The sequence below is a fragment of the Myroides odoratus genome, from assembly GCF_965118575.1.
GTDB lineage: Bacteria > Bacteroidota > Bacteroidia > Flavobacteriales > Flavobacteriaceae > Flavobacterium > Flavobacterium odoratum_B.
The window spans coordinates 201,956-214,224 of the sequence record NZ_CBCPHW010000005.1 but is presented as its reverse complement, the minus strand read 5'-3'; the positions used below and the strand labels follow the sequence as shown (position 1 = coordinate 214,224).

The following is a 12,269-nucleotide window of genomic DNA, read 5'->3' as shown; positions in this document are numbered from 1 at the left end:
CTATTCTATAAATAATTTTTGAGTTACATCCGATAAGGCTTTGATCTTATAAGCCAGTACATTTTCTCCTTGTATAAAAGGAAAACTAAATTCCTCAATCGCAATATGGCTAATCCCTAAAAGTTCCAGAGGAGGAGATGACACTTTAATTTCTTTTCCTTGTAGTAAGAAAAATTTCAATTGTTCAAACTCTCGATAAGGAAAAGTCATATCATAAAGTCCTATTTCTACTTCCCCAAATATGGCTCCTTCAATTGTGATACTGTAGTCATCTGTACTCCAGCGTTCTTTCACTGAACCATAGGTACTTCCAGAGAACTTTTCATTATACTTCAGTACTTTGCGTTTTACTATACTATTTTTTCCTTCAATACTAATTTGGGGCTCATACGGTAAAGTAAATTTTGGACCTCCATCGACAGATAAAGTCAACGGGAAAAATTGGAGTACCGGAAGAATTCTATTCCTTACTTTAGTAAAAGGAAGCTGTAAATCATTCGATGAGTCCTTTATTGCTATGTTATTTCCCATCGCCTCAAAAGAAGGTGCTTCCTTAATAATATTTGTTCCTAATAAGGAACTTAGTATCATATCATTCATCTTAATTTCCTACGTTTACAGCTGATCCTAATAAGCGAAGTAAAGCATCTGTTACTTCCCCTTCCATATCCTCTACAGATTCTTGGAATCCAGCTTTGTTAATATTTACAACTCCGATTAAATCCTCCATATTAATGGTGATGTACGTGTGCTTGGTCCCTCCATTCGCAGTGGTTGAAGCTGCTGCAACATTATTTTCTGTGGATGGTATTACTTTGATATCAGTTTGCACTTTTTGTCCTACTGCCACTCCTTTAGGAGGCTCATTCATCCCTAGTTTGCTTTTCATTTCTTTAGCAAAATCTTCTAACGTTTTATCATTCCAGCTAAAAGATCCAAAGGCTTTTTTGGTTGATTCCCAGGCAGCAGCAAAATCACTAATCATGGCCGTTCTCGTTTCAGCTACTTCTTGTCTTCGATTCTCAATGCGCTCTTCTATGATTTTAATTTCCTGCTCAGCAGAATCATCCCCCATTAAAGATTTAAACTTATACCAACCAATACGCAAAGCATCAATCCCATTCATAATCATTCCTGAAAAATCCAACCAACCTAGTTTGAAGGCGTTGAGCATTCCGCTCCATAAAAACTTTGCTGTTTGGGTTGTATGTTCCCAAGCTTCTCCCCAACCATCAATTTTATAAATTAGATATCCAATCAAGGCAATCAAAGCAATAATACCTGCTACAATTAAATTGGTAGGCGTAAGTTTCAATACCAAATTTAAAACTTGTTGCGCCAAGGTTAGCGCTTGAACCACCTGAGTTACAAGCTCCCCCCATTCTTTCATTAAGATTATTGCATTCGTAAGAGTTCCTAAAACAGATGCTGTAACTAGAGATAAAGCATTCCCTTCTGATAATTTTTCAATCAATCCACCAGCCCCATTTATAGCAGCTTCAAAAGCAACTCCACCAAGTTCACTCAACTTCACACCAACACTATCTATTACTTCAGAGAAAAAGGTGACTCCTTCTCCTACAGTATCGATAAAAAGTTCCCAACCGCTACGCAATTTTTCTGTTTGTGTATCATCTGCATTAATAGGAACGTCCAAACTACCTTGTGGGAAATTAAATTGAATGTCTACCTTTATTGCACTTCCCATACTCGAAATTACTTTAGCTAAAGCATTAATTTCTTCTGTATATTGTTGAATAAGTGTAATATTCGCTGGATCAATCCAATCACGTTCCTGTTTTAGTTGTATGAGTTGATAGGTCAGTACTTCTACTGATCCTCCCATGCTTCTCAATAAAGTGGTTGTTGCAATACTTTCCACTTGTGTTCCTTGCATGCTACTTACAACATCGGAAATAGATCCTCCCAATTGTTGCATCACGCCAGAAGTATTATCCTTTACTTCTTCTATATATTCTGATAAATTAGCCATGTCCTCCTTTTGATTCTTCTTTTCTTATCCATTCCAACTCTCTAAATCGATGCGCCCATTCCCATAATTCCATATCGTAAGGTTCTAGCTTCAAATAATATCGAATAGCACCATGTACTTTACGAATACTGCTAATCCATTGATATAACGCCTTATAATATTCTTCCTGGGTTAGTTGCTTTTCTTTTCCAGAAGTAGAAGAAGTAGGAGAAGTCATACGGCGCTCAAATAGTGCTTCTCCTAAAGCTTTTCCACCTCAACACGCTCAATTTCAACAACCATCATCATTTGAGAAGCAAATGCATTGATTTTATACTCATCTTCTCGGATATCTTCATTAAGTGCTAACAAACAAGCATCAAACAAATGCTTATTGTAGGAGATGAATTTACTTTGTGCCAGCATCGCCTGTCCATATTCAATCTCTTTCATTGTTGGTCTACGTACAATGGCATACACACCACTATCTGATTTTAACTTATGTACAATTTTATGCTGTTGTTTGAACATTTCAATTTGTTCTGGAGTTACTTCCCCAATAAAAACTTTACTCATTTTTCGCTGATTTTTTTATAAGAAAAGCCTCCTCTTTACGGAGGCTTTTCTTATTATTTATACTTTTTAAATTCCGCTTACTACACGTAAGGCTAAAAATGGAAGTGTAATTTCGGCTTGTTTATCGCCTTGTTTCCACTCTCTCACATCTTCGGTAAAGCGAATACCTAAAATACGATCCGTACGCATTCCTTCTCCATCTGATGGATCACCATAATTGACGATTGCATCTAAATGTAGCGTCAACAAACTTTGAGTTAATGCTGATTTTTGTAAAGCAATCACTTCACTTTGCAATAAAGTAATTTCCCCATCGACAGCAACGTTCCCACTTTGGATCGAATGCGCATAGCGCCCTTTACCATAACTTGCGATACGTTCTACTTTTTCTCCATACTTAATTCCTGTAATCCCGACTACTTCACGATTACCTAATACGAGTGAAATATCACCCCATTCATACTCACGGCCTCCTACAACTACCATATTACTTTTGATTTACGGGTACAAAACCCAATTCTACATTGATAAAACGATTATACCCTAATGGGCGAACTTGTACAGTCATCTTGATCTGTCCTGTACTAACAACATTGTGACGTAAATCTACTTTACAAACCACGCCTCTATCATTTGGATTTGCTGCATCTACGCTCAATTCTCCAGCTGTAGTCATCGCATTATAAATCGCTGATTCTACACTGTTTTCAATTGTTTTTGCATAAATAGGACTGATTGAGCCATCTGCTATTACATTGCTATTGTCTAACAAGAAATCTAGCATTGCGATATAAACAAGACGGAACGCTTTGTCGATGGTTCTTCTTCTAGTGATATTTTGATAATCATCGGTTTCACTTGTTGCCAACACATCATCAATCATAAAGTATCCTGCTTTTCCTTGGTGAAAACGGAAGGAGTTAAATCCTTTATCGTGTAAGGCCTCTACGTCATACTGATCCACAGCGGTATTGCCAATAAATAACGTTAAGGGTTTTAATGCACCATCTCGCACACGTCCCATATTCACTTGGACGCCAATAGAGGACAATCTTCCCATGACAATACCTGTTGCAGCCCCTTTACTGTCCTTTTCTGTATCGCCAAGCAACACTGCAACGCGATTAAAATTTTTCTTTGTTAGATCTTCTAAGGCTACTTTATCCCCATCAAAAGCATATCCTTCTACTAAAACAAAGAAAGGAGCATAGACACGTTGGGTATAATTTTCAGCTACTTGTTGAGCCAAAGCCATGGCAACCACAACATCTTGATCCATTCCCTTAGCCAGGGTAATTTCAACCGCTGCATCTGGATCATAAGCTGTAAATAATCCTCTTAACTTACCTTGAGCAGCATTCAATAGCGTTTCTGCTAAAACAACCCCTTCTTTTTCTGCAAACCATTCGGAGAGTTTCGTTTTTTTATCAACGCCCATCAACCATACCTCTGCACCTTCACCTGTTTCTGCGTAGAATTCTTTCAGCGTTTTGTACAGTTTTCCGTTATTTGTGCCTTCTAAAATTCCTAACTCAGCCACATCGCGCATCGATTTTAGCTGATAGGCTTTATTTAACTCGAACTTATCGACAACAGCAACAGCAGAAGCTAATAAACCGAAAACTCCATCGGGAGATGAAACCACTTGACCGAGGTTTCCATTTTGAAATTTGATATTAATTCTTGGTAACATAATTTTTGTTTTTGTTTCTCTTTTCTCTTTATCTACGCTACAATTCCAGCTATTTCCTCATTTAGCATAACTGTTTTTACCTAAGGATGATTGGTTGTAGCCTTACCATCTGTTCAACTAGAACTGTACAGCAATTAATTCTTTGTCTCTTTGCTCAACTTTTCTTTTTTAATTTGTTTCTAAATCTCACTTGTCCTGTTGCTTCTAGTTTTTGATTTTGTCCGTAGCAAATTCTCAAACTAGAAAGGCAAATCTTTGTTCTTTCGTTTTGTTTTAAAGGTGTTTCATCCCTTATTTAGGTTCTATTACCTTCGGGCTCGAATAAAAAAACTACCACCTAACAAGAGTAAGAGCAAAAAAATACGCCCTAACCAAATTTGCATGGACTGCCATACAGATAATTCAAGAGGAACCGCTACAGGAATTTTTATTTCCTTAACTGTATGCTCCTTGATATACTGTTCTTTCCATTCAAAAAACAACTGTTGAGCTTCAACATAACAATCAACGATTAGCTTGTTGCCCTGTAACTGAACCTGAGGTGGTTGCAACACCTTTTGTTTACTGCGCTTGATATTCGCATCTTTCACAACGATTTTATTGCCTTCTATGGCAAGTTCAGCTACATATTGACTCTGATCTGCTTCTACGACTAGAATCGTATCTCGTTTCACCTCTTCAACTGTTCTAGTTACTTTTTCTATGCTCGTAGGTTGCAGATTTAAAGCCTGTTTGGTATTGGAACAACTCATTAATAGCAAGGCAATACATGCAACAACAACTAGAGATACCTCCGTTTTACATTTTTTCACTGTTTACATTTCATTTAAAAGGCCGCAAAAAACCTTTGTTAATTGAACTAATTTTTCTCGTTTTTTCTGCTACGATATACCCTTCCCGACTCGCCTCATCATTGGTATTTCCTTCGATTGTAAGAATGGAATCTCCTACTACCTCAACCACAATCCCCGTATGTCCCATTCCTTTTCCAAAATCCATAATAAAAATATCACCCGGGTTTGGAGCGCTTACTTGCAGCGGGACACTAGCGTTCCATTGATTTAAAACACCAGCCGTTTTTTTGAGTGGATTAGCGACCTGATAATCTCGACATACTTCTTGTGTACACCAGTAAACGAAAGCCATACACCAAGCATATCCTTCATCAAGGCCTACACTATTTAAATACTTTTTCACTCCTGGACCTTTGTTATTTTTTAAAGGCCACTCTTGAACTTTTACTTGACTTTTTGCCTGGAGGATTACTTGCTTGGATAAGGTCATTCTCGTTTTCCATTTAATTGTTTGTACTTTCTCAATTCAGCGATTAACTCTCTATTCTGAGTGGCTAAAAGCTCTAATCGCTGTTCAAGATTCCTAATTTCTAGTCTTGCTGTATTTAGTTCATCTATTGCCTCGCGGTATAAATGAGAGGTTTGGTATAAGGCATTGGTAGCTTCTTTCAACTTACTCCCCAAATCATCTACATATTCTCTATAATACTTCAGAGACTTCTCTACATTTTCTAGTTCAGAAGCTTGCACTTCTGCCTTTTTCTTTTTTCGAGTCGCCCACCAAGTTGCTAAAGAAGAAACTAAACCAACCCCTGTTATAATTAAAGTCTCATTCATCCGTTACCTGTTATGTTTTTGAGATGCTACTGATTTTTCAACTTTACCGATACTTTTACTTCCCTCCTCCTATGGACTTAAAAGCTTACTCTTCAATGCCTTTTTTGTTGTACTTTTATTTTTTTAAAACTCCATGGATAAAAAGTAACGTTCCGTTTTATTTGCGATTACTTGCTGTTGGGTCAAGTAGGATATCTAATCGTTTTATAAACCGTTCTAAGTACATTTTAGGTTTCTCTTCGTGTGTTTCGTTGTTATTCCCTTATCATCTCGAGAACAAAATTGGCGCATTTTATACCCCTGTTCAAGTTGTTGTTCAGCACCTAAACAGTAGTATTTAGTACTTGAACAAATCTGTTCAGTTACCGTCTCTTTTAGCCTAGTAAATAATCCGATTAAAGTTTGACACGGGTAGGAATATTTCTCAGGATTGGACTTCCTAAACTAATTTTCGGACTCTCCTCAACCTATTTTAAACAAGTAAAGGAGAAGATTTATCCTTCCTGTCAGAACAGTAAAGCCTAAATCTTCTCCTTTAGATTACTTTTTATACTTATAAAGTAGTGAATGAACCAATCAACTAACAAACTACTTCTACTATCTTATTCTATACTTTTTAATTGTCTACATTCTTCTTCCACACGCATTAATTCTTTGTTGACAGCTGTTCCTAGAATTTCATACAGTGTTGTACGAGAAATGGGATAAATAGGACAGATGTATTTACGCCAAACCACACTCACAGGGATATCTGGCGTTTTATGTTGATTGTACAATTCTAATATTAGTTGATAGCGACGCAGTTTATTTAACTTACGCCCTAATTGTTGTGAACTCATACTATACTAAACTTTTTCATGCTTAAAACTTTTTTTATAACCACCTAGTTTTACAGCTAGCTGCTTTCTAGTACAAATCAAATTGTACTTTTATTTCCTTCTTTCCTTCTTCTATGGAGATAAATCAATAGAAAGTCAAAAAACTCTTCCATTAACTCAATCGCTTTGCGATTTACTTATTTAGAGCTTGTACTTTTGTTTCAATTGCTGAAGGAATTTGATAGGGATTCAGTTCCTCTTCTGATTCCATACTCAATAAATAGCCTCTTTCTTGATTGATACAAATTCTTTCCCCTGTCGTAAAATAGCCTGTATTTGCAGACGCTTTTAAAGCATCATAAAGCACTAGTTCTCGTTGTAAATTTTCATTCATAGTATTTATCTCGTTTATTTGTTGGTCTAATCTTTGTTTGTCTTGTAAAATGAGTGTATAATTGGGATGTAAGCCATTCACTTTAAGCCACTCCTCTAATTGATTCATTTTGTGTCTAAGTTCTAGTTCGGTCATTCGAATTGGCGTTAGGTTAATTCTTTTTTTGCGCTAAAAGTCGCAAACCAATATCTTTCATTACTTAATTTTACGTATTTCTTAGTTAATCGAACTAAAATATTTAAGTTAAAATACGCTTGTTGTTTCACTTTTTCCATATATTTACACGTTTTTAGGTTTCATCTTCTTATGAAAGACAAATGTGCGATAAATATAGTAATAAAACAAATAAATGCGCGATGAATATAGTAACAACAAAGGATAGAATAATTCAATACATTGACTACAAAGGGATTAGCGTAAGTGAGTTTTTACGAACAACTGATATAAAAAGAGGTTTTTTGGATTCAGACAAACTTAATTCAGCTGTTTCAGACGTTTTTGTAGCGAAAATAATCGCAAAATATACGGATATGAATTTAGAATGGTTAATTACTGGAGAAGGTAATATGCTAAAGTCTGAACCTAATCAAGTGGGTGATTTCATAACAGCACCCACTATTTCTTTTCGAAAAACGGTGGATCCCATCAAAGATGTTCAAAAAATCCCTTTATTCAATTCAATGGCAACGATGGGGTTGTTACCTAAATCAAATGGCGATTTTGACGATGAATTTATTGTTGATTATTTAAGTGTTCCCAATCTTCCAAGTGTAGATGGTGCAATTTATGCAACGGGAGATTCTATGTATCCTTTATTAAAAGCAGGAGATATTGTAGCTTTTAAAAAGGTGGATGTTGATATCAATAATATTTTTTTCGGGGAGATTTATATCCTTTCCATCTATATTGACACGCATTCGACGTATAAAACAATTAAATTTCTTCAAAAATCAGAAAAAGGAGAGGATCATGTCCGATTAGTTAGTCAAAATCAACACCATCAAGACAAAGATATTCCGCTGAATAAAATTGCAGCGATGGCTTTAGTAAGAGCTTCCATACGCATTCACAACTAAACTTAATAAAGAAACTTAGTTCTAAAAGAAAAGGAGCAGCAAACGAATGTTTACTGCTCCTTTTTATAATTTATGCAATATTTTATCTTATTGCACCATTTGTTTTAATTCTTCTAGGCTAACGGTTTGTTGTTCTCCTGAAACTAGATTCTTCACTTTATATTTTTGTTGTTGGATTTCTTCATCCCCAACTAATACAGCAAATTGAATTCCTTTTTTATCTGCAAATTTGAACTGCTTATCCATTTTTGCTTTATCTGGGTAAATTTCTGTTTTAATTCCAGCATCTCGCAATTGAGCTACGGCTTTCATCGCATAACTCATCGCTTCTTCTCCAAAATTTAAGAATATAACGCTTGAAGAAGCATTGACTGTTGAAGGGAATAGATTTAATTCCTCCATCACTAAGTAAATGCGGTCTAATCCAAAAGAGATCCCTACTCCACTCATGTCTTTTAATCCAAAAACACCTGTTAAGTCATCATATCTACCTCCGCCACCAATCGACCCCATTTGAACGGTTTCGGGTGCTTCGATTTCAAAAATTGCTCCTGTATAGTAGTTTAAACCACGGGCTAAAGTTACATCCAAATTTAAAGTAGCTGTTGAAAGTCCGATTTTTGCAATCTCTTTTCCAACAAAAGCTAATTCTTCTACTCCTTTTTCTCCCTGTTCTGACTGGGCTAATAATAGACCTAATTTCTCGATTTTCTCTTCAAAAGTTCCCGTAAAATTAAATAAAGGTTGCACTTTTTCAATGGCTACTGCATCGATGCCTTTTTCAATCATTTCCTTCTTCACCCCTTCTTCTCCAATCTTATCTAATTTATCTAAAGCAACTGTAAAATCAATCAATTTATCGCTTGCACCAATTACTTCTGCAATACCAGCTAAGATTTTTCTATTGTTTAGTTTAATGGTAACGCCTTCTACTCCCAAAGCAGTAAATACACGATCGTACAATAAAACCAATTCTACTTCTTGCCAAAGTGATTTTGAACCAATAACATCGGCATCACACTGGTAAAACTCTCTAAATCTTCCTTTTTGTGGGCGATCTGCGCGCCATACGGGTTGCATTTGGTAGCGTTTAAAAGGAAAGTCTAACTCATTTTGGTGCATAACCACATAACGAGCGAAAGGCACGGTTAAATCATAACGCAAGGCCTTTTCTGAAATCTGATTAGTCAACTTCAAGCTATTCTTATCTGCTAAAAGTGATTCATCAACTTTACTTAAATAATCCCCTGAGTTTAGAATTTTAAAAATCAATCGATCACCTTCTTCTCCATATTTTCCCAATAACGTATCCAAATTCTCAAAAGAGGGCGTTTCTATAGGATGAAAACCAAAATGCTCAAAATGATGACGGATTGTTTGCATTATGTATTGTCTTCTTGCTACTTCAATCGAAGAAAAATCTCTTGTCCCTTTTGGAATTCCTGGTTTCTTTGCCATTTTCAATTAATTTTCTAGTTATTTAACCCTACAAAAATAGGTATTTTTCCTTAGAAACAGGTTTATTTCCTTTGCAAGTCTTTAGTATTAGGGAAAGGGAATCGTATTGAAAGACGTTCAACCGTAACTATCTTCCTAATCTCGCTTGAAAGCGTTCTAATTTATTTTCTTCTGATAAAAAACGCATAATAGCTTCATCTTCTGGTGTCCAATCGATATGACGGCGCCCCATTACCATTTTCATTGTTTTAATTGCTTTATCGACGTCATAAACATCATCCATCGCCGATTTTCCCCAAGTAAAACTAGGTAAGTATGTTTTAGGAAAATCCCCACCAAAAATGCTACAAGCCACGCCTACCACAGTACCTGTATTAAACATAGTATTGATACCGCTCTTGCTATGGTCACCCATCATCAAGCCACAAAATTGCAAACCAGTACTTTCATACGCCTCCATTTCATAATTCCACAATTTTACAGCTGTATAATTATTTTTTAAGTTTGAATTATTCGTATCCGCACCTAAATTACACCATTCACCGAGAACCGAATTGCCTAAAAAACCGTCATGTCCTTTATTAGAATAACCAAACATAACCGAATTACTTACTTCCCCCCCCACTCTACATTCTGGTCCAATGGTTGTTGCTCCATAGATTTTTGTTCCCATTTTAACTTGAGCTCCCTCACACAGTGCAAAAGGTCCACGAATAACGGAACCTTCCATTATTTCAGTATTCTTTCCGATATAAATAGGTCCTGTAGCCGCATTAAGTGTTACAAAATTTAAAACAGCACCTTCTTCAATAAAAATATATTCACTACCTATCACTTGTACCGTTGCTGGAATAGGTTCTGAAATTCTATCTTCTGTCAAAAGCGCATAATCTTGACGAATAGCTCCATCATTTTGTTGAAAGATATCCCATTTATTGGCGATTTTAATCAGAGAATCTGTAAAGTCTAAAATCTCATACTCCTCAAAATTAATATCCTCTTGCTCTTCTTCTGTAAAGAAAGCAACAATATCATCCTGATAACCAACTGCTTGTTTTGGCTTTAAAGATTGAATGAGTTCTACTAGTTTTTCAGTAGGTAAGAACGCACTATTAATCATGATATTTTGTTCAACCTCAACCATAGGATATTTAGCTTCTAAATATTCTTCAGTAACGGTAGTTGTCGTATACCCCAAATAGGTTTCCCATTTTTCTCGGATTGTCAAAATTCCAACTCGAATATCCGCTACGGGTCTTGTAAAAGTAAAAGGCAATAAGGCCTTTCTTACCTCTCCATCAAATAAAATATAGTTCATAACAATAAATATCAGTTCATAGATTATTCAAAGTTAACTGAATCTATCCAAAAAAACACCATATCAGTTACAGATATAAACAAAAAAACCTTCCAATTGCTTGGAAGGTTTTTGTTATTTTCAATAAATTCAGATTATTTGCTGAATTTAGCGTATTTATTTTTGAATTTATCAATACGTCCTGCTGTATCAATAAGTTTAGATTTACCTGTGTAGAATGGGTGAGATGTACGAGAGATCTCCATTTTGAACACTGGGTATACTACTCCATCAACTTCAAGCGTTTCTTTTGTATCAACGGTTGATTTTGTAAGGAATACGTCTTCATTTGACATATCTTTAAATGCTACTAATCTGTAATTTTCTGGGTGAATACCTTTTTTCATGATAAATCTGTTTTTAAAAAATTGAGTTATTCTCTATTTTGAAGCTTTCTGTTTTCCAAGAAAGGTATAAACGTCAAATAACTTTTGGGTTATACTTATTTTATTAAGCATGCAAATTTACAAATTAATTTGAATCTACAAATAAATAATCGTGTTTTTTATCGAGGTTGCTTATATTTTATCGTAATCTTCCCCAATCAACTATCAAACACCTCTAGTAAAAGTAGAATAGTCCTTTTTTGCCTGATTATTCACGTGCTGCTATCCGTTTCAGCTTTATTCTTCCCTAATACAAAACTAAATGGGTATTTTAGTATATTTGTAACTTACATTTTTTGAAAATCACACGGATGAAGAACCCTCTCAATAAAGTAGGCATAACCTTTGGAATTGTATTAGCTATTTATTACCTACTATTTAATTGTACCCTATTTTTTACTGATCAAACCCTTTTTGCTAACAAATTTGTAGGTTTTTTTAATATTGGTATTACCATTATACTTGGCGTATTAACGGTATATATTGCCCGCAAAAAGGTTGGGGGGTATGTGACTTTTAAAGAGGCTTTTACTCCTTTTTTAATTGCGATTGCGATTGGTGTAACGGCAAACTATATCGTCTATAACATTTTGTTTAATCTCGTAGATCCTTCTGCAAAGGATTTGATAAACAAAGTCTTATATGATATGTTAGTTGAAACCTTAGACAACTCAGGGTTACCTCAAGAACAAATCAATGAGCAACTTACCAAAAGTAAAGAACTCAATCTATTTGACCCTCAAAAACAAGTTTTTATGTGGTCAGGTAGTATTTTAAGGAATTGTATTTTAGGTTTATTATTAGCTGCTATTTTTAAAAATAAATCAGAGTTTACGCCTCTAGCTCATACCGATGCTCAGCAAGCTACAACAGAGACTGATTCAAACAGTTAATCCAAACAATTACAT

The 12,269-nt window shown here is 35.4% G+C and carries 17 protein-coding genes; 2 read left to right on the top strand and 15 right to left on the bottom strand.

Annotation, left to right across the window (positions count from 1 at the left end):
- From ACMHJ2_RS06170 to ACMHJ2_RS06115, 12 genes are all read right to left on the bottom strand, one after another.
- Positions 1-591, bottom strand: coding sequence for a DUF6046 domain-containing protein (locus ACMHJ2_RS06170; RefSeq protein WP_413512085.1), 591 nt, complete (start codon positions 589-591; stop codon positions 1-3).
- Positions 592-601: 10 nt separating this feature from the next.
- Entirely contained in the window at positions 602-1,993 is a 1,392-nt protein-coding gene (locus ACMHJ2_RS06165) for a hypothetical protein (protein WP_413512084.1), read from the bottom strand.
- On the bottom strand, positions 1,986-2,210 hold the full coding sequence (locus ACMHJ2_RS06160; RefSeq protein WP_413512083.1) for a hypothetical protein: 225 nt from the start codon (positions 2,208-2,210) through the stop codon (positions 1,986-1,988). The genes ACMHJ2_RS06165 and ACMHJ2_RS06160 overlap by 8 nt, the downstream gene beginning before the upstream one ends.
- A gap of 23 nt (positions 2,211-2,233) precedes the next feature.
- Entirely contained in the window at positions 2,234-2,548 is a 315-nt protein-coding gene (locus ACMHJ2_RS06155; protein ID WP_413512082.1) for a hypothetical protein, read from the bottom strand.
- Between the two features lie 66 nt (positions 2,549-2,614).
- Positions 2,615-3,034: a hypothetical protein gene (locus ACMHJ2_RS06150; protein WP_353102359.1), complete on the bottom strand. Its 420-nt coding sequence runs from the start codon at positions 3,032-3,034 to the stop codon at positions 2,615-2,617.
- Between the two features lies 1 nt (position 3,035).
- A complete protein-coding gene (locus ACMHJ2_RS06145) occupies positions 3,036-4,241 on the bottom strand; it encodes a DUF2586 family protein (protein WP_413512081.1) in 1,206 nt (401 codons plus the stop codon).
- Between the two features lie 305 nt (positions 4,242-4,546).
- A complete protein-coding gene (locus tag ACMHJ2_RS06140) occupies positions 4,547-5,053 on the bottom strand; it encodes a hypothetical protein (protein WP_413512080.1) in 507 nt (168 codons plus the stop codon).
- A 10-nt stretch (positions 5,054-5,063) separates the two neighbouring features.
- Positions 5,064-5,525, bottom strand: a complete 462-nt coding sequence (locus ACMHJ2_RS06135; protein ID WP_413512079.1) for a CHAP domain-containing protein — start codon at positions 5,523-5,525, stop codon at positions 5,064-5,066.
- Positions 5,522-5,872, bottom strand: a complete 351-nt coding sequence (locus tag ACMHJ2_RS06130) for a hypothetical protein (protein ID WP_413512078.1) — start codon at positions 5,870-5,872, stop codon at positions 5,522-5,524. Before ACMHJ2_RS06130 ends, ACMHJ2_RS06135 begins: the two co-directional genes overlap by 4 nt.
- Before the next feature lie 602 nt (positions 5,873-6,474).
- Positions 6,475-6,711, bottom strand: coding sequence for a hypothetical protein (locus ACMHJ2_RS06125; RefSeq protein ID WP_413512077.1), 237 nt, complete (start codon positions 6,709-6,711; stop codon positions 6,475-6,477).
- 172 nt (positions 6,712-6,883) lie between these two features.
- Complete coding sequence (locus tag ACMHJ2_RS06120) at positions 6,884-7,219, bottom strand: hypothetical protein (RefSeq protein ID WP_413512076.1); 336 nt, start codon at positions 7,217-7,219, stop codon at positions 6,884-6,886.
- Between the two features lie 11 nt (positions 7,220-7,230).
- Complete coding sequence (locus ACMHJ2_RS06115; RefSeq protein WP_413512075.1) at positions 7,231-7,359, bottom strand: hypothetical protein; 129 nt, start codon at positions 7,357-7,359, stop codon at positions 7,231-7,233.
- A gap of 81 nt (positions 7,360-7,440) precedes the next feature.
- Here ACMHJ2_RS06115 and ACMHJ2_RS06110 point away from each other — a divergent pair, with 81 nt between their 5' ends.
- On the top strand, positions 7,441-8,160 hold the full coding sequence (locus tag ACMHJ2_RS06110) for a helix-turn-helix transcriptional regulator (RefSeq protein WP_413512074.1): 720 nt from the start codon (positions 7,441-7,443) through the stop codon (positions 8,158-8,160).
- Between the two features lie 87 nt (positions 8,161-8,247).
- Here ACMHJ2_RS06110 and hisS read toward each other — a convergent pair whose 3' ends face one another.
- The 3 genes from hisS to ACMHJ2_RS06095 all read right to left on the bottom strand — a co-directional run bounded on the left by hisS (position 8,248) and on the right by ACMHJ2_RS06095 (position 11,322).
- Positions 8,248-9,618, bottom strand: a complete 1,371-nt coding sequence (gene hisS / locus ACMHJ2_RS06105; RefSeq protein ID WP_413512073.1) for a histidine--tRNA ligase — start codon at positions 9,616-9,618, stop codon at positions 8,248-8,250.
- A 127-nt stretch (positions 9,619-9,745) separates the two neighbouring features.
- Positions 9,746-10,936, bottom strand: coding sequence for a GlmU family protein (locus ACMHJ2_RS06100; RefSeq protein ID WP_413512072.1), 1,191 nt, complete (start codon positions 10,934-10,936; stop codon positions 9,746-9,748).
- Between the two features lie 134 nt (positions 10,937-11,070).
- Complete coding sequence (locus tag ACMHJ2_RS06095) at positions 11,071-11,322, bottom strand: type B 50S ribosomal protein L31 (RefSeq protein WP_413512071.1); 252 nt, start codon at positions 11,320-11,322, stop codon at positions 11,071-11,073.
- A gap of 350 nt (positions 11,323-11,672) precedes the next feature.
- Between ACMHJ2_RS06095 and ACMHJ2_RS06090 the strand changes: the two genes are divergently transcribed.
- Positions 11,673-12,254 carry a DUF4199 domain-containing protein gene (locus tag ACMHJ2_RS06090; protein WP_413512070.1) on the top strand — a complete coding sequence of 194 codons (582 nt, stop codon included), beginning with the start codon at positions 11,673-11,675 and terminating at the stop codon, positions 12,252-12,254.
- The last annotated feature ends 15 nt before the right edge of the window (positions 12,255-12,269 follow it).